This window comes from Natrinema pallidum (assembly GCF_005890195.1).
Lineage (GTDB): Archaea > Halobacteriota > Halobacteria > Halobacteriales > Natrialbaceae > Natrinema > Natrinema pallidum.
Map to the genome: position 1 here is coordinate 2,722,541 of NZ_CP040637.1, position 22,018 is coordinate 2,744,558.

Annotated in this window: 24 protein-coding genes and 2 tRNA genes; 12 read left to right on the top strand and 14 right to left on the bottom strand. The window is 62.2% G+C overall.

The annotated features are described in order from the left end of the window. Window positions 1-44 precede the first annotated feature (44 nt). Complete coding sequence (locus FGF80_RS13410) at window positions 45-872, top strand: CBS domain-containing protein (RefSeq protein ID WP_006185431.1); 828 nt, start codon at window positions 45-47, stop codon at window positions 870-872. A gap of 102 nt (window positions 873-974) precedes the next feature. Continuing rightward, window positions 975-1,715, top strand: a complete 741-nt coding sequence (locus FGF80_RS13415; protein WP_138654557.1) for an NAD(P)-binding oxidoreductase — start codon at window positions 975-977, stop codon at window positions 1,713-1,715. 266 nt (window positions 1,716-1,981) lie between these two features. Here FGF80_RS13415 and rpl12p read toward each other — a convergent pair whose 3' ends face one another. Continuing rightward, the gene (gene rpl12p / locus FGF80_RS13420; RefSeq protein WP_138654562.1) at window positions 1,982-2,320 is read right to left on the bottom strand and encodes a 50S ribosomal protein P1; all 339 of its coding nucleotides are present in this window, start codon (window positions 2,318-2,320) and stop codon (window positions 1,982-1,984) included. Window positions 2,321-2,514: 194 nt separating this feature from the next. Here rpl12p and FGF80_RS19265 point away from each other — a divergent pair, with 194 nt between their 5' ends. Next, window positions 2,515-2,658, top strand: coding sequence for a hypothetical protein (locus tag FGF80_RS19265; RefSeq protein WP_006185434.1), 144 nt, complete (start codon window positions 2,515-2,517; stop codon window positions 2,656-2,658). A gap of 16 nt (window positions 2,659-2,674) precedes the next feature. On the opposite strand, the gene FGF80_RS13425 is transcribed toward FGF80_RS19265, so the two are convergent. The 4 genes from FGF80_RS13425 to FGF80_RS13440 all read right to left on the bottom strand — a co-directional run bounded on the left by FGF80_RS13425 (window position 2,675) and on the right by FGF80_RS13440 (window position 4,974). After that, window positions 2,675-2,935: a DUF6684 family protein gene (locus FGF80_RS13425; protein WP_049908046.1), complete on the bottom strand. Its 261-nt coding sequence runs from the start codon at window positions 2,933-2,935 to the stop codon at window positions 2,675-2,677. A gap of 65 nt (window positions 2,936-3,000) precedes the next feature. After that, window positions 3,001-3,399 (bottom strand): DUF7541 family protein, encoded by a 399-nt coding sequence (locus tag FGF80_RS13430; protein WP_138654564.1) that lies wholly within the window; start codon window positions 3,397-3,399, stop codon window positions 3,001-3,003. A gap of 36 nt (window positions 3,400-3,435) precedes the next feature. Further along, on the bottom strand, window positions 3,436-3,675 hold the full coding sequence (locus FGF80_RS13435) for an HAD hydrolase-like protein (protein WP_238705292.1): 240 nt from the start codon (window positions 3,673-3,675) through the stop codon (window positions 3,436-3,438). Between the two features lie 234 nt (window positions 3,676-3,909). Beyond that, window positions 3,910-4,974 carry a polyprenyl synthetase family protein gene (locus tag FGF80_RS13440; protein ID WP_006185439.1) on the bottom strand — a complete coding sequence of 355 codons (1,065 nt, stop codon included), beginning with the start codon at window positions 4,972-4,974 and terminating at the stop codon, window positions 3,910-3,912. Between the two features lie 138 nt (window positions 4,975-5,112). On the opposite strand from FGF80_RS13440, the gene FGF80_RS13445 reads away from it, so the two are divergent. Together FGF80_RS13445 and FGF80_RS13450 are read left to right on the top strand one after the other, a co-directional pair. Beyond that, on the top strand, window positions 5,113-6,423 hold the full coding sequence (locus tag FGF80_RS13445; RefSeq protein WP_138654567.1) for a M28 family peptidase: 1,311 nt from the start codon (window positions 5,113-5,115) through the stop codon (window positions 6,421-6,423). Window positions 6,424-6,501: 78 nt separating this feature from the next. Continuing rightward, window positions 6,502-7,314 (top strand): NAD(+)/NADH kinase, encoded by an 813-nt coding sequence (locus tag FGF80_RS13450; protein WP_138654571.1) that lies wholly within the window; start codon window positions 6,502-6,504, stop codon window positions 7,312-7,314. Between the two features lie 38 nt (window positions 7,315-7,352). On the opposite strand, the gene nth is transcribed toward FGF80_RS13450, so the two are convergent. Continuing rightward, a complete protein-coding gene (nth, locus tag FGF80_RS13455) occupies window positions 7,353-8,036 on the bottom strand; it encodes an endonuclease III (RefSeq protein ID WP_138654574.1) in 684 nt (227 codons plus the stop codon). Between the two features lie 218 nt (window positions 8,037-8,254). Here nth and mvaD point away from each other — a divergent pair, with 218 nt between their 5' ends. After that, the gene (mvaD, locus tag FGF80_RS13460) at window positions 8,255-9,238 is read left to right on the top strand and encodes a phosphomevalonate decarboxylase MvaD (RefSeq protein ID WP_138654577.1); all 984 of its coding nucleotides are present in this window, start codon (window positions 8,255-8,257) and stop codon (window positions 9,236-9,238) included. Window positions 9,239-9,474: 236 nt separating this feature from the next. Here the strand turns inward: mvaD and fen are convergent, their stop codons facing one another. Further along, window positions 9,475-10,452: a flap endonuclease-1 gene (gene fen / locus FGF80_RS13465; RefSeq protein ID WP_006185444.1), complete on the bottom strand. Its 978-nt coding sequence runs from the start codon at window positions 10,450-10,452 to the stop codon at window positions 9,475-9,477. A 123-nt stretch (window positions 10,453-10,575) separates the two neighbouring features. Between fen and FGF80_RS13470 the strand changes: the two genes are divergently transcribed. Both FGF80_RS13470 and FGF80_RS13475 read left to right on the top strand, forming a co-directional pair. After that, window positions 10,576-11,967, top strand: coding sequence for an outer membrane protein assembly factor BamB family protein (locus tag FGF80_RS13470; RefSeq protein WP_138654579.1), 1,392 nt, complete (start codon window positions 10,576-10,578; stop codon window positions 11,965-11,967). Then, window positions 11,957-12,814 carry a hypothetical protein gene (locus FGF80_RS13475; protein WP_138654581.1) on the top strand — a complete coding sequence of 286 codons (858 nt, stop codon included), beginning with the start codon at window positions 11,957-11,959 and terminating at the stop codon, window positions 12,812-12,814. Before FGF80_RS13470 ends, FGF80_RS13475 begins: the two co-directional genes overlap by 11 nt. A 13-nt stretch (window positions 12,815-12,827) precedes the next feature. Here the strand turns inward: FGF80_RS13475 and FGF80_RS13480 are convergent, their stop codons facing one another. Continuing rightward, the gene (locus tag FGF80_RS13480; RefSeq protein WP_138654583.1) at window positions 12,828-13,376 is read right to left on the bottom strand and encodes a GNAT family N-acetyltransferase; all 549 of its coding nucleotides are present in this window, start codon (window positions 13,374-13,376) and stop codon (window positions 12,828-12,830) included. 119 nt (window positions 13,377-13,495) lie between these two features. On the opposite strand from FGF80_RS13480, the gene FGF80_RS13485 reads away from it, so the two are divergent. After that, window positions 13,496-14,044 carry a DUF6789 family protein gene (locus FGF80_RS13485; RefSeq protein ID WP_138654585.1) on the top strand — a complete coding sequence of 183 codons (549 nt, stop codon included), beginning with the start codon at window positions 13,496-13,498 and terminating at the stop codon, window positions 14,042-14,044. 88 nt (window positions 14,045-14,132) lie between these two features. Here FGF80_RS13485 and FGF80_RS13490 read toward each other — a convergent pair. The 3 genes from FGF80_RS13490 to FGF80_RS13500 form a co-directional block, all read right to left on the bottom strand. Next, a tRNA-Gly gene (locus tag FGF80_RS13490) sits at window positions 14,133-14,203 on the bottom strand. A gap of 163 nt (window positions 14,204-14,366) precedes the next feature. Continuing rightward, window positions 14,367-15,311 carry a beta propeller repeat protein gene (locus FGF80_RS13495; protein WP_138654587.1) on the bottom strand — a complete coding sequence of 315 codons (945 nt, stop codon included), beginning with the start codon at window positions 15,309-15,311 and terminating at the stop codon, window positions 14,367-14,369. Window positions 15,312-15,609: 298 nt separating this feature from the next. Continuing rightward, window positions 15,610-16,296 carry a class I SAM-dependent methyltransferase gene (locus FGF80_RS13500; RefSeq protein ID WP_138654589.1) on the bottom strand — a complete coding sequence of 229 codons (687 nt, stop codon included), beginning with the start codon at window positions 16,294-16,296 and terminating at the stop codon, window positions 15,610-15,612. 682 nt (window positions 16,297-16,978) lie between these two features. Between FGF80_RS13500 and FGF80_RS13505 the strand changes: the two genes are divergently transcribed. After that, window positions 16,979-17,050: transfer RNA gene (locus FGF80_RS13505), tRNA-Ala, on the top strand. Window positions 17,051-17,165: 115 nt separating this feature from the next. On the opposite strand, the gene FGF80_RS13510 is transcribed toward FGF80_RS13505, so the two are convergent. Together FGF80_RS13510 and FGF80_RS13520 are read right to left on the bottom strand one after the other, a co-directional pair. Further along, window positions 17,166-18,173, bottom strand: a complete 1,008-nt coding sequence (locus FGF80_RS13510) for a tyrosine-type recombinase/integrase (RefSeq protein WP_138654591.1) — start codon at window positions 18,171-18,173, stop codon at window positions 17,166-17,168. 189 nt (window positions 18,174-18,362) lie between these two features. Next, the gene (locus FGF80_RS13520; RefSeq protein WP_331250835.1) at window positions 18,363-18,719 is read right to left on the bottom strand and encodes a helix-turn-helix transcriptional regulator; all 357 of its coding nucleotides are present in this window, start codon (window positions 18,717-18,719) and stop codon (window positions 18,363-18,365) included. A 451-nt stretch (window positions 18,720-19,170) separates the two neighbouring features. On the opposite strand from FGF80_RS13520, the gene FGF80_RS13525 reads away from it, so the two are divergent. Further along, a complete protein-coding gene (locus tag FGF80_RS13525; RefSeq protein WP_049890508.1) occupies window positions 19,171-19,482 on the top strand; it encodes a winged helix-turn-helix domain-containing protein in 312 nt (103 codons plus the stop codon). Window positions 19,483-19,768: 286 nt separating this feature from the next. On the opposite strand, the gene FGF80_RS13535 is transcribed toward FGF80_RS13525, so the two are convergent. Beyond that, the gene (locus tag FGF80_RS13535; protein ID WP_138654599.1) at window positions 19,769-20,770 is read right to left on the bottom strand and encodes a hypothetical protein; all 1,002 of its coding nucleotides are present in this window, start codon (window positions 20,768-20,770) and stop codon (window positions 19,769-19,771) included. A 154-nt stretch (window positions 20,771-20,924) separates the two neighbouring features. Between FGF80_RS13535 and FGF80_RS13540 the strand changes: the two genes are divergently transcribed. After that, the gene (locus FGF80_RS13540; protein ID WP_138654601.1) at window positions 20,925-22,016 is read left to right on the top strand and encodes a hypothetical protein; all 1,092 of its coding nucleotides are present in this window, start codon (window positions 20,925-20,927) and stop codon (window positions 22,014-22,016) included. Window positions 22,017-22,018 lie beyond the last annotated feature (2 nt).

Genomic DNA, 22,018 nt, shown 5'->3' on the forward strand with positions numbered 1-22,018 from the left:
GCCCGGAAGACACGCTTTTCCACGCGGGGGTCCTCGACTCATCCATGGAGGTCGTGTCGGACCGGACGAAGCCCACGGTCAAAGACTACATGACACGCGACGTGGCGACGGTCTCACCCGACGAGACCGTCGGTCAGGTCGCGACGCGGATCGCCGAGAGCGAGCAACACAGCGGTTTTCCCGTCTGCGATCGACGCCGCGTGGAGGGCTTCATCAGCGCCCGCGACTTGCTGCTCGCCGAGGACGACGACCCGATTTTCAAAGTCATGGCGACGGAACTGCTCGTCGCTCATCCCGACATGAAAGTAAACGACGCCGCACGCGTCATCCTTCGGTCGGGTATTCAGAAACTCCCGGTCGTCGACGACGCGGGCAACCTCGTCGGAATCATCTCCAACGCCGACGTCATCCGCAGCCAGATCGAACGCGCGACCCCAGAGAAGGTCGGGAAGCTGATGCGAACCCTCGAGCAGATCCACGGGATCGAACTGACGGAGGAGCGCCGGACCGTCCCGCTCTCGGAACTCACGCCCACGCAGGGTCGGGTCTACGCCGACGAACTCGAGGGGCGGCGCTACGAACTCGAGCGGGGACTGGCCGAGCCGCTGGTAGTTATCGACAACGGCGGCACGCTTCTGCTGGCGGACGGCCACCACCGCGTGCTGGCGGCCGACCGGTTGGAGATCGACGAGATGGATGCCTACGTTATCGTTATCGACCACGAAATCGAACTGGGGATGGCTCGGACGGCCGATAAAGAGGGATTAGAGCGGATCGACGACATCGATGTCGTCGACTACGCACGCCATCCGCTGGTTCAGACGACCAAGCGGCTCCAATCCGACGACGGACGCGAAGGCGAAGCCGAATAGGGGGCTCGACGGCCCGACGCGGCCACACAGTCACGGCGGGCCGACAGTCGCCGCGCGCGAATGCTGGTGAGCGTTATCCGTGTCCGCACGGTAGCTCGCTCGATGACTGACTCACCGACACCCGACCGCGTCCTCGTCGCCGGTGCCAGCGGGGCGACCGGCGAGGAGTTGCTCTCCGTCCTCCGACCGACCGATCTCTCCGTTCGCGCGACCACGCGCTCGTACGCTACCGTCGACACGCTCGAGCGCCACGGTGCCGACGAGGTGGTCGTCGCGGATTTCTTCGAATCGGCGGACGCCGTCGAGGCAGTCGAAGACTGTGATATCCTCTACTGTGCGGTCGGATCGCCGCCGGGACCGCGCCACGTGATCGGCGGCAAACTGGTCGATCGAACCGGGGTCATCAACCTCGTCACTGCCGCCATCGGGGCCGACGTGTCCTTTTTCGTCCTCGAGAGTGCGATCGGCGTCGGCAACTCGAAGGGGGCGCTCCCGCTGCCGACTCGACTCCTGATTCGTGGCTCGTTACGAGCCAAACGCGACGCGGAGTCGGCGCTTCGCCGGTCCGGACTGGCATATACGATCATCCGGCCCGGGAAACTGACGACCGAGCCGCCGAGCGGTGATGTCGTGGTCGGTACGGGCGGTGCGTCCCTCTCCGGATCGATTCCGCGAGCCGACGTGGCGCGAGTGATGGCCGCGTCGCCGTTCACACCGGAGGCACGCAACCGGACCGTCGAAATCGTCAGTCGCGACGGCATGTCGAACGCGCCGGCCGACCGCGTCGATATCGAGTGGGCCGACGACCGCCTCACGACCGGCCACGAGCACCGCCGGGTCTGACGACTTCGCGCCGGCGACCAGCAGGCTCGGTTCGCGACGGTGACCCGCTCGAGGGCGGTTCGGACGGATAGGGCCGCTCCGAGCAGTTCCCGACGGCGGTAGTCGCGACGATCAGCCCGAGACCGGCCATCGCCCGCGGTCCGATACCCGCTCGTCGTCGAACACGGTCGTCCGTACGCGCTCCTGTGCATCGGCTCTCGTATGGGTGCCGTTACAGCGGCGTGACGCCGTTCAGAATCGAATCGCTCGCGAAAAAGATGGCAGAGTTAGCCGAACAGTTCGCCGAGGCCTTCGCCCGTCGTCTCGTCCTCGTCGTCGTCCTCCTCCGGTTCGGGTTCTGCCTCCGCTGCTTCCTCTTCGGCCGATTCCTCCGCCCCTTCTGCCGGTGCTCCCGCAGCACTGTCCGCTGGCACCGGCGCGCCCGCACCGAACGCGGTGTCTGCGATGGCGTCCTCGATGTCGACATCCTCGAGTGCGGCGACGAGCGCTCGTACGCGGGACTCCTCGATTTCGACAGTGGCAGCCTCCAAGACGTCGCGAACGTTCTCTTCGGAGATTTCGCTGTCGGCTTCGTGGAGTATGAGGGCTGCGTATACGTATTCCATCGATCCCACCCGTTCGACCGATACGCTAGCAACACACAAAGGAACACCGTTGGTCAGTGAGAACGACTTATTCGCCTGGGTTCGTGTATTTCGGAACCCGAACGAGACCGTTCGACAAGGACGCGGCGAACGCCGAACGAACGGGAGTCACACCTCGGGAAACGTTCTTCCGTGATTGCGGTGTAGCACCGACAGTGATCCCCGTGAGCACCGATGAATCCGAGTCCGACGGGCTGGTGTTGCACCGACGACTATCCGAAAAGGAGCTGTGCTTGCTGCTGTTGATCGGGATTGCAGTCATGATGTCGGTGACCGGCTTCGTCCTCATACTCAATTGATTCCGACGGCTGGCAGTTACCGATCGACTTCCGTCTCGGACGTCTCGTGTCGCGTCCGTTCGTCGGTTTCGATCACCCGGGCTGCAAACCAGGTCACGACCCCCAGCGCGCCCATCGTCACCAGCAGGATGGCAAATTGGATCGTCGACTGAAGCGGGTCGAACCCCCACGGATTGAAGACCGCAAAAACGGCGACGAAGAAGCCGATGATCGCGAACGGGATCAGATTGACTGCGAGGTCGAGCGTGATTTCGGCGTCGAAGGCACGTCGGCTCATTCGTGTGACAGTGTGGCGGTGTTTCGAGGTGGCGTCCAACCCATTCCTGCTCGTTCGATTCGATGTTATCGCTGTGGGGACCGTCGACGCTGCAGCAGGCCAGCACCGACGATCGTCACGAGCCCGCCGAAGACCAGCGCGGTACCGCGATTCGTCAGTCCAGAGAGCGGCTCGAGGAGGCCGATCGTGAGTGTGCCGGTTCCGTGAACGGCCAGAACGACACCGATGAGGACGAAGACCGTGCCGAGCGAGGCGGCGACCGGTAGCGGCTGGTCGACGTAGTCGGCCTCCGCTAAAAGCCCGGCGACGCTCGCGGCGAACACCACGAGCCCAGCGACGGCGATCGGGACGAGGCCGACGATGATGCCGACTTCTGAGCCGGCGAGCCCGACGGCCACGAGAAGCGGCCACGGTCTCGCGGCGTCGGTCCGATCGCCGTCGATCCCCCTCGAGTGGTCGACCATACTCGGCGTTCCACGTCGAGGGGATAGTATCTGGCCCTACCGTTCGGTTCTCGGAACACTCTCGAGAAACCGAATTTCGAGCCACCGAGCGGCTCGATCCGATCGGTTGGGGGCGGGTTCGTCGCCATCGCTATTATCGGACACCCAGACAGTGCGGACTCCTGCGTTCGTCCCACCCTTGATGTCCGATTCGAGCGCATCGCCGACGTGAACGGACGTCGCAGGGCTCGCATTGAGCGACTCGAGCGCGCGTTCGTCACGATTCCGACCGCGCACTGTCGGCTGATCGTCGCTCGTCTCGAAGGCGGGTTCCGTCGAAATCGAAGAAGACCGCCTCGATGCGACTCATCGCGTGTTCGATAGTAGCAACTGAACGTCAATGCACACCTGATCGCAGGACGGTGTGGCGATCAGTATGTAACTCGTTTCAGTTGTGACTATAGTCCGTCTTTTTCGTTGAAACCCCGTTGTACACGCCCAGCACGCGAACGATCTGATGTCTGCGACGCGCTACTCGTCGCGTTCGATGACGAACTCCGTGAACTCGTTCAACTTCCGGGTCGTCTCGGCGTCGAAGTCCAGCCCGTCGATCGCACCGCGAGCCTGGGCCGCCAGCTCGAGGGCCTGCTCGCGAGCGTACTCGATACTGCCGGCCGCTGCGAGTATCTCGAGAGCCTCGAGAATTTCGTCGTCGGTGTTGTCCTCGGCCTCGAGGAGTTCCTGTAGCCGTCGGGCGCGTTCGGGCTCGCTTTCCTGGATCGCGTGGATGACCATCAGTGTCGTCTTGCCCTCGCGGATGTCGTTGCCGAACTCCTTGCCGAACTCGCCGGCCTGGCCGAGCGAGTGCTCGATGTCCAGGATGTCGTCGCCGATCTGGAAGGCGACCGCGGTCAGTTCCGCGTACTCGGCGACGGCCCGCTCGACTTCGGGTGGCTGGTCGGTGATGATCGCGGCGAGGCGGGCCACGATCCGGCCGAGACAGCCGGTCTTACACGCACACATCTCGAGGTACTGGTCGGTGGTGATTCGAACCTCGCGTTCGTTGTGCCAGCAGATGTCCATCCCCTGCCCGAGGTGCGTGCGGTTGAGTTCGTGCATCAGCATCTCGTAGGCGGCCAGTCGGCGGTCGGCCGGAAGCCCGGCGGGGTCCTGTGTGAGGACCTTCAGAGGTAAGAAGTACATCGCGTTGCCGGCGTTGAGTGCAATATCGCGCCCGTAGACGCGGTGGAGTGCCGGCTCGCCGCGACGGATCGTCGCTCCGTCTTCGACGTCGTCGACGATGATCGTCCCATTGTGCAGAATCTCCGGAATACAGGCGTACGGCAAGTACTCCGCCGGGTCCTCGCCGAATTCCTCGACGAAGACGAGAAAGAGCACTGCGCGCCACCGTTTCCCGCCGCGGTCGAGGAGATCCCACAGCGGCGTCGCTAACGCACGCTGGATACCGGTCGGATCGTACTCGTAGGTGGGCGTCCCGAAGAAAGACTCGAGGTAGTCGGTGTCGATCTCTCGTGGGACCAGGTCGGCGATCGCCTCGTCGACGGCCGGCCGCCAGTCGGCAAGCGTCTCCCGCATATCGAATTCGAGTGCGAGCGGGGTAAAAAAGATTCGCAGTTTGTCGTGTCAACGGGTGGTACCAACCAACGTATCGGGTCCGGCGGGCCGAGCCGAGCGAGCGATACAGTTACCAGCCCGTCGGCCCACGGTCCACTCATGTCCGACTGGATCGGAACCGTCTTTCGGAGCGATGCGGGTTGGAATCACCTCGAAGGACTGGTCGATATCGGCAACCGGATGGCCGGCAGCGAGGGCGAACGGGAGGCCGCGGAGCTGACGCGGGACGCGCTGGCCGATGCCGGCGCGCGAAACGCCCGACTCGACTCCTTCGAGATACAGGGTTGGACGCGGGACGACAGCGCGATTATGGCCGGCGACACGACACAGGACTGCATCGCGCTGCCGCGCAGTCCCGACGACCGCGTCGTTGCGCCGCTGATCGATCTCGGCTACGGGCTCCCCGCCGACTTCGAAGCGACCGATGTCGAGGACGCGATCGTCATGGTTCGCAGCGACGTTCCGGACTACTACGACCGATACATCCATCGCCGAGAGAAGTACCATCATGCGGTCGAGCAGGGGGCGGTGGGGTTCGTCTACCGCAATCACGTCGAGGGCTGTCTTCCGCCGACCGGGAGCGTCGGCTGGCACGACGAGCCGATCGGTCCGATTCCGGCCGTCGGCGTCTCGAGCGAGGTCGGCGCGCGGCTCGGCCGTCGGTTCGACGGCAAGTCGATCACGGTCTCCGTCGAGGCCACTATCCAGCCCGCGGAAAGCCAGAACGTCCACGCTGAACTCGGCCCCGACACCGACGAGCGCGTCCTCGTGACGAGCCACGTCGATGCCCACGATATCGCGGAGGGGGCGATGGACAACGGTGCCGGCACCGCGATGCTCGTCGAACTCGCGACCGCGCTCGCCGCCCGCGAGGACGATCTCGAGACTCGCGTCGAGTTCGTCGGCTTCGGGGCGGAAGAGGTCGGCCTCCTCGGCTCGAGGCGGTACGCCGAGCGGGCGGATCACGACGCGATCGAGGCGGTCGTCAACAGCGACGGGGTCGTCCGCGATCGGACGCTCTCAATCGTTACCCACGGGTTCGACGCCTTGGCCGACGCCGCAAACGAGGTCGCGGACCGGTACGATCACCCGATCGGAATCGTCCCCAAGCTCGGCCCCCACAGCGATCACTGGTCGTTCGTCAAGTGGGGCGTCCCGGGCTGTCACGTCAAGTCGGTGTCGGACGGCGCGGGGCGAGGCTGGGGGCATACCTTCGCCGACACCATCGAGAAGCTCGAGCCCCGGACCCTGCGCGAACAGGCGATCCTCCTGACCGACTACGTCATGACACTCGCTCGCGAGGACGTGACGGTCGCCCGCCGCGATCACGAGGAGATCGCGGCCGATCTCGAGTCACAGGACCTCGCCGAAGGCATGCGGATCACCGGCGACTGGCCGTACGACGACTGAGACGCAGTCGGGGCGATCGACCGCCGGCACGCGATCGACAACCGTACGCTTTTGAGCGGGCCGTGTGAACTGACGGCCATGAATGCCGCGTGGGACGGGGACGACTCCCCCGTCGTCGGCGTCGTCGATCCCGAGACGGATGCGATCGACGCTATCGAAATCGACACGGCCCTCGAGTCGGTGGTGGCCGACGTCGACGGGACGATCACGAGCGGCACGCTCGAGACCGTGCTCGCGGCGGAGCCGTCGGTGCTGGTGACGGGCGGCGAGGCGACGCTGTCGGCCGTCGCTCGCGCCGGCGTCGACACCCCCGTGGTCCCGGTCGGCCCGCTTACCGGGATCGAATCGGTCGACCGCCGGCGGCTTCCCGCCGCGATCGAGGCCGCCCTCGATGGGCGTGCCGTCCGCCGCAAACGCCCCGTTCTGGGGGTCGTCCTCGAGTCAGCGGACGGCGACGAGTGGGACGTGCCCGCGATCCGGGAGCGCGCCCTGTTCGACGTGACGCTCGTCACCGACGAACCCGCTCGAATCTCCGAGTATAGCCTCCGGGATCGAGGGTCGGACGTCGCGACCTTTCGTGCCGACGGCGTCGTGGCGGCGACGCCCGCGGGGAGCCACGGCTACGCGAGCGCGGTCGACGCCCCGCAGCTCTCGCCGGCCGTCAACGCCGTCGCGGTCGCCCCGATCGGCCCGTTCGTCACCCAGACCAGGCAGTGGGTCCTGCCAACTGCTGCGCTGACGTTCGCGGTCGAACGCGAGGAGAGCGACGCGAGCCTCGTCGTCGACGGCCGCTCGGTCGGGACGGTCACCATCGGCTCGCAGGTCAGCGTCTCCCGCGCCGACTCACTCACGATGCTGGCCGTCCCGGACGATCGACTCGAGAGCGCGTAGGATCGAAATACCGGTTCGCTCACCCCGCGATCCGCCAGTTACCAAGGGTCACCGGAGGCCAGATCGATCTCGCTGTCGCCCTTTGCAGACGGGCAGAGATCCGCCAACACGCAGTCGCGACAGTCGGGATTCTGTGCCGTACAGGTCGCTCGACCGTGATCGATGCAGAGGTGCGTAAATTCCTGCCAGCTGTCTTCGGGCACGATTTCCATCAGGTCCGCCTCGATGCGGTCGGGGTACTCCTCCTCGGTCAGCCCGAGCCGACGCGAGAGCCGCTGGACGTGCGTGTCGACGACGATCCCCTCGACGATGTCGTGGCCGTGCTGGAGGACGACGTTCGCCGTCTTCCGGCCGACGCCCGAGAGATCGGTCAGTTCGGCCATCGTATCCGGTACCTCGCCGTCGTGGTCCTCGAGGATCGACTCGCAGGCGCTACGGATGTATTTGGCCTTGTTGTTGTAGTACGTGATCGAGTCCAGATCCGCGGCGAGTTCGTCCTGCTCCGCGTTGGCGTAGTCCTCGGCTCCATCGTATTTCTCGAAGAGGTGTTCCGTCTCCTGGTTCACCCGCTCGTCCGTACACTGCGCCGAGAGGATCACCGCGATCAGTAACTCGAGGCGATTCGAGTACCGCAGCGAGATCGCCGAGTCGGGATACGCCGCCTCGAGACGATCGATGACCGCCTCGGCCTGCGCCTGCGTGGTTTCGTGTGGAGTTCCCATAGGAGGGTGGTGGGAACCGGTTCGGTTTAGCGTTCGGGTTCCGGATCGGGAGCGCAGCCGGGCGGACACGATCCGCTCCCGGCGTTCGGCCCGCGACTCGAGTGCCGGGCGTAGACGGCACCGGCAGTGGCCGTTCCGGACGCGAATCGGTGTCCGGTCCCGAAGCCGGTCGGCCGGATGCCGTGAGCTTTAAGCGGGCTTCAACCACCTATGTGCGTATGAAAGCCACGGCGATGGCCCACCCCATTCAGGGGCTGGTCAAGTATCACGGGATGCGTGACGATATCGAGCGACTCCCCTACCACGACAGTATCAGCGTCTGTACGGCCCCCAGCCACACGCGAACGACCGTCGAGTTCTCGATGGACTACGACGAGGACACCTTCGTCGTTGACGGCGAGGAGCTCGACGGGCGCGCGTACGAGCGGGTCGAGGCCGTCGTCGAGAAGGCCCGGTCGAAGTCCGACGCCGCACACACGGTGTATCCGGTTCGCCTCGAGAGCGAGAACAGCTTCCCGACCAATGTTGGGCTGGGATCGTCCTCGTCCGGTTTTGCGGCCGCGGCGATGGCCCTGGCCGAGGCGGCCGAACTCGACGCCTCGAAGGGAGAAATCTCAACGATCGCCCGGGTCGGGTCGGCCTCGGCTGCGCGAGCGGTCACCGGTGCCTTCTCGCATCTCCGTACCGGGATGAACGACGAGGACTGTCGCTCCGAGCGGATCCCCTCGAACCTCCACGAGGACCTCAAGATCATCGTCGGCCTCGTCCCGTATCACAAGGACACCGACGACGCCCACCGCGAGGCCGCCGATAGTCACATGTTCCAGGCCCGCAACGCCCACATCCACGAACAGATCGCGAAGATGCGCGACTCCCTGCGCAACGACGATTTCGAGGGCGTGTTCGAACGCGCCGAACACGACTCGCTGTCGCTGGCCGCGACGACCATGACCGGCCCCTCGGGGTGGGTCTACTGGCAGCCGGCCACCCTCGCGATCTTCAACAAAGTCCGCGAACTCCGCGAGGAGGAGGACATTCCAGTCTACTTCTCGACGGACACCGGTGCCAGCGTCTACGTCAACACCACCGAGGAACACGCCGAGGAAGTCGAGGAGGCCGTCGCCGACTGCGGCGTTTCTACCACCGTCTGGGACGTCGGCGGTCCCGCTCGACTGTTGGACGAAGACGACCACTTGTTCTGAGACGGAGTTTTGCTTTGCGGGCCGCCTTTGGCAGCCCTCGGCACAAATTCGATTGAAGACATCCTCCCGTCATCCCGCACACACCTATCGCGCTCGAGCCCATACGCCGACCCATGTACGTCGTCGTCCATCGGGAACTCGTCCCGGAGCGGTTCCAGCGCGCTCGATTCGGCCGAACGAGTCTCGCTCGGTCAGCAGCGACCCGCGGCCGGCCGTGAGACGACCAGCGGACGGGCCTACGTCCAGCGATCCAGTCCCGTCTGCGTGACGCTCTCCTCGATGCGTTCGAAGCCGCGTTCGACCTCGCCGGCGTCGACGCCCCACTCGTCGGTCACGTACGACTTCGCGGCCTCGAGATCCGGGTCGACGGTCGACTCGAACTCGTAGTCGTCGGTCACGTCGGGGTCCCGGAACAGCTGTCGGACGCGGTCGCCGTGTTCGACGTGGTCGCCCCGCGCCTCGAGCGCGCTCCAGAGGTCCCCGTGTTCGGTGATCGCCGAAATCGCCGTCTTCGGCCCGATGCCGGAGACGCCCTCGTTGAAGTCGGTCCCGATGAGGATCGCCGCGTCGATGAGCTGCTCGAGGGTCAGGTCGTGCTGTGCGAGGGTCGCCTCGAGATCCATCAGTTCGGGGTCACCCTTGCTCGTCAGTTGGCGCAGCGTCAGCGGCGAGCCAAAGAGCAGGGCGTCGTAGTCCTCAGACCCCACGTAGTCGGCGTCGCCCCGTTTGACCATGTGGGCGGCCTGGGCCTCGCCCTCCGCCGGGGCTTCGACGATCGGCACGTCGAGCAATCGGAGGAGGTCGCGGCTGGTTTCCTGGATCGTCGGCGTCAACCGCTGGGTTCGGGACTCGAGTTGGGCAATTGCGACAGCGTCGCCCTCCTCGCGAGCGGTCTCGAGTTGTGCCTCGTAGCTGCGGCGCTGTTCGCGCCGGGATTCGATCTCGTCGTCCTTGAGCTCTGAGGGGCCGCCGTCGAAGACCATCACCGGCGTGATGTCGTGTTCGAAGAACTTGGGCAGTCCCTGTACGATTCCCACGAGATTGGCGACCTCGGTCCCGTCGCCGGTCGTGTACTTCGCGCTGTCGGTCCACTTGACCGTCGTCGTCAGATAGCGGTAGAGCCAGTTGTGCGCGTCGACGGCGACGGTCCCCTCGATGTCGTCGAAGGGAATCTCCTCGATGACGGCGATGTCCCGAAGTGCGGCGTTTCCCATTGGCCGCTCATTGGGCCGACCGGGATTTGAATCGTTGGCTTCGGCCGCCTGCGGTACCGAGTCGATCAGCGTCGATACGAACCTTTATTCCGGTTACGAAATGAATATACACTAATTAATAACATGAATAACGCCTCGAGCCCTCGCCGTCGAGCAGTACTCGCCGGCGTCGGAACGCTACTCGGCGCGGGCGCGGGCTGTCTCGGCGCCGATCGGACGCCCGCCGCGAGCGAGGCCGACTGGCGAATGTACGGCCGCGATCCGGGCCGGACACGGTTCGTCCCGGACGCCACCCTGCCACGGGACGGCGTCGAGGTCGCTTGGTCACGCTCGGTCAGTGCGTCCGGGTGGCTCCCGCCAGTCGTCGCGAACGGGACCGTCTACTGCCAGTCAGCCAACGGCCTGTTCGTCGTCGACGCGGAGACCGGCGACGGTGACGTCTCCAATACCTACGGTGGCTTCGGCCGGAGCGCCGGCCCGATGGCGTTCGCCTCGACGACGGTCTACCGGGACGGCGTGTTGCTCGTCCCCTACGGTGGCGTGATCGCCGGCTACGCCGCCGACCCTGACGGCTGGCCCGAGAGCGTCTCGGGACTCGGCGATGATCTGGCTCGCTGGTGGATCGACGATGAGGGGGTCGATGTGGCACCGCCCGGCGGATTCGGTGCGGATGCGACACTGTCCGGTACACCGGTCGTCGCGGACGGGACCGTCGTTAGCCTCCATCCGCAGGGAACCGTTTCGGCCGTCACCCCCGACGACGGCAGTGAGTGCTGGCGATACGCCCTCGCGGCCGCCAACCCCGACGACGAGTACTCGCTCGTTCCCATCGACCACGTCGTCGACACCACAACCGGGACCGTCGTCGTGAAAGGGCGCGTCCTGGGCGGACCGGTGCTTGTCGGACTCGACCTCGTGGACGGCACTCGCCAGTGGACCGTCGGCGAGGGACGGACGCTCGAGTGGCGGGTCGAGGCCGGCAACAGCATGACGGCACGCGGCGGGACGGTCTACACCGTCGGATGGACGGAATCGGACTCGGGACGGGCGGTTCGGATCCGCGAACTCGACGCGGCATCGGGGGATCGCGGCTGGACTCGCCCGCTCGACCGCGGCGCTCACGTCGGACTCGCCGTCGACGAGACGACCATCTATCACGTCGGCACGATCGAGGCGGACGAGGGATCGGACCCGATCGGCGTCGCGGCCGTCGACCGTGAGGACGGCGCCGTTCGGTGGACGGAAACCCTCGACGACGCGCCCGGCAGTACCCTGACCGAGGGGGACCCGCCGCCGACGGTCGCCGGGGATCTCCTGCTCGTCCCTGGCAGTGCGGGCCTCCACGCCCTCGCGACGGCGGACGGCGAACGGCTGTGGACGTTCACGGAAACAGTCGGGACCTCGGGCGGCGGCGAAATCGAACGCGCCGCCCTGACGCCGGCGATCGTCGCCGGCGACCGTATCGTTATTGGGACGACACTGATGCTCTACGGGCTCGGGGACGATGGCGACTGACGACTCCGATTCCGACACCGTAACCGAGGGCGAGACGAACTCGGAGCCACTCGTCTCGAACCTCGGGGCCGGTCCCGGTCTCAGGTCGATTCTCGCGACCGCGTTCGCCCTGCTCCGCGGGCGGCCATCGCTGGCCATCCCATTCGCCGTCGCCGGCGCGCTCGGAGCCACAAGCACGGTCGCCAGGCTCGAGTCGCCCTATCCAGTCGGCCTCGCCCCGTTTCCCGAGGGCGGCCTGGTCCGGCTCTCGCTGCCGTTCGTCCCGCGGCTCGAGCCGACGGTCGAGATGAGTCCCGCGATTCTCACCGGAATGAAACCCCGGTTTCTCGTCTCCTTCGTCGGTTGGCAGGTCGCGATAAGCGCCGCGACGGCGGTCGCGTTCGCCGGCTGCCTGTGGCTGGCGGACGCCGACACGGACGGGCTCACGCCGCCGCTCGATCGGGTCGCCTGGCTCGTCGCGTACGTCGTCGTCATCGATAGCGTCCTGTTCGGCGCGCTGTTCCTGTCGAACCCGGCCAGTGCTGGCGTCGGACTCGCACTCGTGGCGCTGTTCACGCTCGCTCCGTTCCTCGTCTGGCTGTTCGTCGCTCCCGCAATCATCGTCGTCGGCGGGAAACGACCCATCGCGGCCGTGATCGAGAGCCTCGACTACGCGGTTGCGAGTCCCGGCACCATTCTAGCGATACTGGTCGGCCTCGGCTACGTCGGCTACGCACTAACCGGCGTTTCGCGGCTCGCGTCGTCGACGACCGTCGGAGCCACGCTGGCGACCGTCCTCAGCGCGACCGTCACGGGGACGGCCCACGCCGTCGCGGTCACCGCGCTGTATCGGATCCGACTGCAGTAGCCGCGCTATACACTCACTCACAGCCGATCTCCGGCGGATCGCACCCTGCCCGCGACTCGAGGAACTGCTCCTCCGCTTCGGAGAGGTCGCGATCGCGGTACTCCTCGAGACCGGCTTGGTACCGCTCTCGATCGGTCCACGCCGCGGTTTCGGGATCGTCCGGCGTCGGATACTCGAGGATCAGTTCGGCGATTCCGGTCGTCTCGCCGGTGTAGGTGAAGCCGGTCCGGTAGAGCGCCTCGTAGGCGAAGGGGTTGTTGACGGCGATCCGGAGTCGCTCGTAGCCGCGTTCGACGGCGCGGTCCCGAACCAGCCGACAGAGCCGAGGGCCGATCCCCTCGCCGCGGCGCTCGCGGTCGACGGTCACATAGCGCAGCCACAAGGTGTCCTCGTCGGTCCGATCGGCGTTGAACGCGACGGCCGCGACGAGCCGGCCGTCGGCCGTCCGCGCCACCGCCTTGCCCGTGTTCGTCATGACGAACTTGCCGGCGTAGCTGAACCGTTCGTGATCGAGTCGGAGTTTGGGGCCGTCCGGTGGCCACGCGAGCAGTTCGTACTCCACGGGAGTGCTTCGCGAGCGAGCCACTACAATGCACGGGATCGAACCGTCCATCCGTCCTGAGATGCCGGTCTGCTAACGTAACCAACCCTTTTGGACCCGTTCGTGGTACCGATGGCACGATGAGCGGCGACTCCGAAACGATGGCTGCAACCGGACTCAGCGGCCACACCGACTGGCTCGTCGGCGGTGCACTGGGCGGCACGATCGGCGCGGTCGCCTTCGGCATCGTCATGTGGCTGCTCGATCCGAACGTGCTCTCGGCCGCGATCCCCGCGATATACGGCCTCGAGCCAGTCGGACCCCTCGGCTGGGGGATTCACGTCGCCCATGGGATCGGTCTCGGGGTCGTCTTCGGCCTGTTGATTACGCGGCCCCTGTTTCTCGGCATTCTCCGGAGCGACGCCGAGACGGACGCACTCGCCCGAACCAGCCTCGTCGTTCGAACGATCGCTGCCGGGTTCGTCTTCGGGCTCGTCGTCTGGGCTGTCCTCCCGCTGCTCGTGCTTCCCGTCTGGATGGACACGTTCGGCGGTAGCGGCGGGGCCAACGCCCTCACGTCGGCTGTCGCGGGCAGTCTGTTCGGCCACCTCCTGTTTGGAACCGTCCTCGGGGCCGTCTTCGCGGCGACCGTCGACCTCCACGACAGAACGGCCGAAATCCCGTTTTGAACCACTATGGGACCGCAACCACAATCGAAAATCTAATTTAAACACCGCTTCCGATTGCTGTCGCTCGCGAATTTGCTCGCGACAGCAATGCGCGGACCGGGATTTGAACCCGGGCCATGAGCTTGGAAGGCTCAGGTCCTACCACTAGACCATCCGCGCTCATCTCCGTTTTTCCGTTCCATGTTTAAGGCTCTTCCTTTTCCGATCGATCCTCGGCTAGCGATTTCGTCTCGGTCCCGTTGCCGCGCCGAAAAATAGCGGGTCGGTCGGTATCGGTCACTCCGCGATAAGCGAGTAATCGCCGCGACGACGATATTGGACGTTACTGCTCGAGAAGCGTGCCGGCGGAGCCGACGGCGATATCGACGGGGCCAGTTGCGATAGCCTTCAGGTTCTCGCCGACCGGGGTCTTGTTCCGGGCCCACTTGCCGCCCTCGAGTTCGAAGATCGCACCGCCGCTGCCGACGGTGTAGCCGGTGCCGCCCTCAGTTTCGATGTCGAAGAGGGTGGCGTCGCCGAGGCTCTCGGAGACCCACTGACTCCCGTCGTAGGTGAAGACGGACGCGTTGCCGCCGCTAACGCGGACGTCGTCCTTCGCGTCGCTATCGAGGCCGTAGTAGGCGACGCCGGCGTCTTCGATGCCGATCGGGTCCCAGGTGACGCCGTCGTCGGTGGCGAAGACCTTGCCGTTCGTATCGATAACGTGGCCCGAGCGCGTGTCGTAGAACTCGATGGCCTTCAGCCCGGAGCCGCTGCCGGGCACCTCGTAGTTCCAGGTGCCTTCCTTGCCGTTGTCGAAGCTGTAGTGAATCGCGCCGGAGTCGTCGGCCACGTACACGTCCGCCTCGCCTGCGGGACCGGTAACGGAGATGTCGTTGAAGTTCGCGGTGAAGTCATTGGGTGCCGAGCGGTCGATCAGGTTGCCGGTGGTAACGTCGTACTCGCCGGCTGCACCACTCGAGCCGACGATCCAGAGTCGTTCGCCGTCGTCGGTGGTGTCGACGCCATAGAGGTCGTTCCCGTTGCCGGAGGGACCGCCCTGCAGGACGACCTCCCAGCCGTCGGCGGTGCGTTCGATGACCAATCCAGCGCCCGCGACCGCGTGGGGGTTCGTGGCCGTGGCCGCGACATCGTAGAGCGTGGTGTCGACCGGGGTCTCGATGACCGTCCAGTCGGATTCGGCGGCGGAAACCGTCGCGGGGACGGTAGCTGCGGCAAGCGATGCGCCTGCGACCTTCAGCGCCGAACGTCGGGTGAAGTCCGTCATAGCGCATCCGAGGCTGGTGGTGAGATGTACATAAAAGCTGGACGTTCTTCAGACGATTAACGTCCATTCCGGACGTTTTACTCCATTTCATCCCGTTCTCACTGACTGGTACTCGGCCGAAAAACAGCGTCGTCAGCGGGCTAAAAATAGCAATCCCCATTCTCCATGGTGATTAGGAACAAGACGCAACACAATTCCTACTGCGGAGAGACGACATGCCGAGCGGCGCTCCGCTCGGCTCGCGAACGGTGATCGGCGACCGGGTCTCGAGTCGCCCGCGGCCCGTGCTCGAACTCGACTACCCGGTCGGTTCCGCGCCCGCGACCGTCGCATAACAGTTGCCACTCGAGAGTTCCGACGCGCGGAGCGCGAGGCCGCTGTCGGTGAGGTCGGCTTCGAACTCGTCGGGAGCGTAGATGTGATAGAATCGGTCGACCGGTTCGCCGCCGGGGAGGGTCCACTCGACCGTCGTATCGAACCCCGCGGTCGCGTCGAACCGGTCGTGTGCGGTCGACCACGCGCTGACGAGCGCGCGGCCGTCGGGGGAGAGCACCCGTGCGAGTTCGTCGAGGCTGTCCCGCCGGGCCGCCCGGGTCGGCAGGTGATGAAGCGTCGCAACGTAGACTGCGATATCGACACTGTTCTCGGCCAGCGGCAGCGTTGTCGCATCGCCCTGAATCAACTCGACCTCGAACGCGCGCTCGCGAGCGCGGTCCCGGCCCGTCTCGAGCAGGCCGCGGCTGACATCGAGGCCGACGACCGACTCGCAGTCGGCGGCCAGCAGTTCGGCGTGGCGGCAGTTGCCACAACCGAGATCGAGACCGACGCCGTCGCGCGTGTGGGCGTCGACGAAGGATTCGACCTCGGGCCAGGCGTACTCCCGCGTGGACGCGAAGTGAGTCGCGATCCGGTCGTAGGTGTCGCGTACGTCCTCGCGTCGGGCGACTTCGTCTCGGTTCGATTCTCGGTCCTGGTCGCCGGCCATCGTCGGCTTTCCTCGCGGCATGCGCAAAAAGCGTTCGCAAAACGACCCCGATTCCGGTCTCGGTCACGATGCCCATCACGAGAATCCCCACCTCACTCTCCCGTTGCTTCGGAACGCTGTCCGTGCTGCCCGTCACGCGCTGTCGGTCACAACTGCCGCGCTTCGTGGGGCGTGGGTCGACAGCCACATGCCCCGCCGATATCGTCATCGGCCCCCGAGTCGTGACCGTGACCATCCGACTGTCACAATGAGGACACGGCGAACAGCTCGAGGGGCCGTCCGACTCGGCGTCGGTCATTGTGACATCCCGTCGGGGAGCAGTCGCTGGCTCGAGCGCGGACGGCGCTGGCGATACTGCTGTCGTGCGAGACGGTTATGTCTCGGTGGAGTGAATTGGACATGGCTTGCAAACGGCTCGTGTTTGGAAGCTACGCCCCGGGTGCTGCCACACCCAGGGCATTGCAACGCATGCCCCTCGCAGTGGTTTCGAAACCGTAGCTTCTAGCCGGATAATGTCCGTACTGTAACTTACCGGTGCTAGAATAATCGGCTTCCGAGTTTCCGAACGGCTCCGCTCGAGGCCAGTCCGGGAGTTCGCCGGCTCGAATGTGGGTCCGTACCGGGGTCTCGAGGAATTCGAGGGGTTTATCTACTCCCGTCGGGAACTGTGGGATGCGTACGAGGGCTCGTAGATCAGGGGTAGATCACTCCCTTGGCATGGGAGAGGCCCCGGGTTCAAATCCCGGCGAGTCCATCGCTGTTTTGCCGTTTCAGTCCTTCTACTTTCCGGATACGCACGTTTGAGGGTGTTCTGAAGACTATCCGTGAGTCGATGCTTTCAGCCGCTTGTTCGTGGGTCATGTTCCTATCTATAGATCTTCGATGAAGTCACGTCGTTGTTCCATCTTCTCGCGGTCTGTACGGCGGTCGTAGTGGCGCTCGAGGACTTCTGAGGAAACGTCACAGCGGTCGCTGACGATTTTCTCAGGGATGTCCTCGCGGAGCTGGTGCGTGATCGCCCCGCGCCGGATCGTGTGCGGCGAGAGACTGCTCGGGCACTGGGAGTAGTGGCCGTACTCCGTTGCCTCACAGCCCATCGGCTCGCGGCCGTGCGGACAGTCCTCGATCATGCAGGGCTGCGTAAGCCGATACACCTCCGAGCGTATTTGTCCGGAACTCAGCCGACCCTGCGTACTCGTTACGAGTGGCTTGCGACCGTACTCGTCGGTCACATCGTTCCGGTGGAATCGGATGTACTCGTCGAGGACATCGCAGTAGTAGTCGTCCAGCGCGATCGCCCGCTCGGCTGGTTCCTGATTCTTGAGCGGTGTGTCGGTATCCGGCCGGTGACGGAGCCAGAAGCATTGATCCTCGGGCTCGTAGTCCTCGAGGTCGACCGCTCGGAGACTCCCGAGGCGGATCCCCGTGTGCCAGAGGATGGCCATGATCACGTGCTCTCGGCTCGCGCGCTTGTACCGCTCGAGATAGCCGATAATCTTCCGGGCACGCTCGGTATCGACCATTTCGTCGCGAGCTTCATCACCGCGGTCGACATCCGGTAGTTTCACCCGCTCGCGCATCCCCGGTTCGACGGCGTCGATCGATGCGCAGAACTCGAGAAAGACACGCAGCGTTGCGAGCTGGCCGCGGAGGGTGACGACGTTCACGTCCTGCTGTCGCCATACTCGGTAGCGGTGGAGGTCCCGGCCCGTGAGGTCGTTGAGATTGTCGATACCGACCTCGTCACACCACTCGACGAAGGCGTTGAGTCGGTACTTGTGGTTCTGCAGGGTCTTCGCGCTCACCTCGAGTTCGCGGTGGGAGACGTAGAGATCGACCGCCTCTCGTGGAGAGATTGGCTCGAGATCGTCGCTCATGCGCTGACCCTCCGTGTCGCGTAGTTCCGGAGCTGACGAAAGACACCGCCTCGCCGGAGTTCTCTGCCGTCTTCGGTACGGATGATGTGCCCGCCAGCGTGACACCCACTACAGCGGTAGCAGGACGCCTCCGTTGCGCCCCACGCGATCCGTCGGGCGGGCCCGCCACAGGTTCGACAGGTGACCGCTTCAGGGTCGTTGCTCATCGTTCACCTCGTCACCTTCGTCGGTCGCGGCGATCTCGATCCCACAGGCATCCGCGCGTCGGTGAACGCTTTCCTCGAGCAGTGCCTCAGATTCGGGCGTCAGCGTGTAGCTGTTCGTCCGCCCGTCGAGTTCGCCGCGATCGATGAATCCGTCGTCAGTTAGTCTATCGAGGTTCTGGTATAGTCGGCTGTGGCCGATCTCACCGTAGTACTCCTCGAGATCCTCTTCGATTGCGAGCCCGTAGGGATCGATCCCGCCCGCCTCGAGCCCAGCGATCGTCTCAAGGATGTCTCGCTGGAAGCCGGAGAGTTCTCCCCAGAAGGTTCCGCCGTCGGCCACTAGCTCGGACTCGGCTTCGTAGTCCTCGGCGAGTTCGTCCGCTTGCTGCCGACCTTCAGGCGAGCTCGATGCAGGGCCACCGTCAGCTCGGAGAAACGCACAGGAGTGACAGGCCGGTTCGTTGCTCCGAGCGTCGTAGCCGTCCGCTCGAGCGCCGCAGGCGCACCGAGCGTCAGACCTTTTGGGTGGCGATGCCTCTTGCCGTGCGTGGGGTACACGCCCCACGAGAGTTCCGCAATTCATTGTGGATTCCGGAGCTACCTTCTGGGCGGCGTGCCAGCGCCGCCCGGTCTCACATACCAACAAGAGTCATCTTCAGCCGATTTGGTAGCTCCGTGGTCAGTCCAAAGAACGCCAATTACATATATGTAACGGTGGAACTGATATGGAGCGATGCCCCTATTAAGCATAATTCCAAACAAAAAGGGGAACGTCGTACTAAGAGGAGGTAATGAGAGAGTCGGGGACGTGGATGACGATCTGGGATGATCGCATCCTTGAGTACCTCCGCGAAAACGACGGAGCGACAGTTGGCGAACTAACCGATAGTGAAAGCATCCGAGTCTCGAACGCACATGTCTCTCGACGGTGCAAAAAGCTCGCAGAGCATGGAATGCTGACTCCGATTGGAAACGGTGCATACGTCATCACGGAGAGAGGAGAAGCCTACCTCCGTGAAGAGTACGATGCCGAAAACGAGACCTACCTCAACGGCGGCGACTCAAGAGACGGTCCAAGCGCCAGTGGAACCACCCAACCCTAATGAGCCGAAAACCCGCTCGCTGGATGTGTACGCTTGATGAACGGATTCTCGAGCATCTCTCCGAGGATCCCTGGTCGACACCGCGGCATATGTCTCAAGCTGTCAAACTTACTGCGTCACGTGGGCGGGTTGAGGAGCGATGTCTGATGCTTTCTCAGGTCGGGCTAGTCGCTCCAATCTTTGAGGATAGCAACATGTACGAAATCACCTGTGAAGGACAGAGGTACCTCGATGGCGAGCTTGATGTCGAGAATCACCCAACACCGTCGATTCAGCCATTTTAAATTCAAACTGCAGATCCGATCGGCCGAATATACGTTAGATATTTCTCCCTAATATAATCCATAAGATGCAAGCCCCTCTGGTGATCTTTGATACCATCTATTCTTGCATATCCCATCATTGAGGTACCTGCAATTGTAACTTCGAAGGAAGACTGCCTAAACATAACCTCTATTGATATTTTGTCAATTTCACATCCATTCTCTAATAGGGTGTTGACCTGCGGATGACTCCTGAGTTCACCGCCATCTATTATTGCCCCCTCGATATTCACCTCTTCATTAGTTGATGGGTTATAGAGTCCGACTTCCGTTACTGATATTAGGGTTGGAACAGGGCTATCAGGTCTAATATTCGTGTCAAAAGAATTTATGAACTCAATGATTCTATCAGTAGCTTGGTCGGGGACTGCAGTTAATTGGCCACATACGCTGATATCAAAGCTTGTTTCTTTGGCGAAGATGGCTTTTGTCTTTTGTACATCAACAACGCTTGTACTCTTCAATACAAGGAGATTTTCTTCAGGATAAATTGAAAATTCAATAGCACCTTCGGATATCATTCGTGTTATTTCGCCAGAATATGAGAGATCTATATCCACATCTGTGTATATGTATCTACCATTTATCTTGCCATTTTCTACAACGTATTCAAATCCATTTCGGTTTTTTCGAGAAGCATTAGATTGGTAGGGGTTATTTGATAATTCTTCCTCGATAGATGCTATTGAAACGTCCTCCTGATGAATATCGAAATAGGACTCGGAAAGGCTATAAGATTCTTGTTCAACTATTTGCTTTGCCACCTTTCCAAATTCTCGAACCTTATCATCGGTCCAATCCTTCCTCATATATAACTGTCTTATTTCAGACCAAGATTTGGCAGACATTTTCTCGCCAGTGAATACCTCATGAATACGCTCCATGGTGAGGAGATGCGAATTTGGCCGAATATATTCCTCAATTATTCTCTCTACAGTCTCTTGAGGACCTTCGCTGTTATTCATCGTCATGTCCTTCCTGTGTACTGGCAATGAGTACTGTGGGGCCCTAAAGTATAGGATTGACAATTGTGAAGAGTCATGCGTGATAGTCGACCTCGGTAGTCACATTAATAACGAGTGAATTATTATGCTTTCAGTTAGAGACACCGTATAAAGAATGATCGGATTTTACCAACGGATCCACATATATTTCAATACTATATCGCCATCATTACAGAATGAATATTTCGTTATTCTGCTAGCAGTAATTGCGTTCTGGGCTATCTGTATTGGATTCGCAGCTTGGTACCAGATCCTTCTTCTTTTTGATCCAGATCCAGTTATTTGGCGCAATATTCCTTGGCGAATCTGTGAGCACTTTGGATTGTCGCGCAGTAAATACCAAATATTTAAAACAATCTCTCTGCCTACAGTCTTGATATTGTTGTTTATTCTTGTAGCATTAGTTAGAAAAATACCTCCAATAATTATCGGATCATTCCTTGGTGTGTTGCCAGCCTTGATTATCGAATGGAACAATATTTGTAAGAACCCGTATGTGGTTTTATCTGAAGTAAAAGTAACAAAATACCCAAAGGAATGGTACACATTTGGGTCAATTAAGTCTGCAGGGTCGGCTACAAATAGTATAGGCGTACATGCCATTCTTCGTAATGAAGGACGTGGTGTTGCGGAAGATTGTGTTGTTAAGCTTGGAAGCAATAGCATATCTGAACAAGAGTATCATACTCGATGGGAGGATGTCAATCCGGTCAAAATGGATCTTTCACCTGGCGAATCACAAGTTGCGGATCTATTTTGGGTAGACCTCGAGTATGAACACGTCCAGACCGCAAACCCGAATCGAGATCGAGAAAACGAGGAACACTACCCACCAGGCACATATGAGTGGATTGAACGTCCAGAATTATCAATCGGGGATCATAGGTTCGATGTGTTAATTTCTGCTGCAAATATGAGACAGAGACAGGAAAAAGTCACAATCAGCGATTCTACTACTGTCTCTATCCCTGATGCTGTGATGTCTGCAGCTGATGAGTGGAGCGTAATTCAAACACTGAAAGAACATGATGAAGGATTTGCGATAATATATAATAAATATGGCAAAGAGGTAATGGAAATACCTCGCTCGGTACGTTTAGTAGAACTTCAGCGAATAGATGAGCTTAGTAAAGAGAGGTTCGGAGTGAAGACAGATTCAGAGTATGAGGAATATCTTAAGGACGAATACACTATTGATCGAGTGTGAAA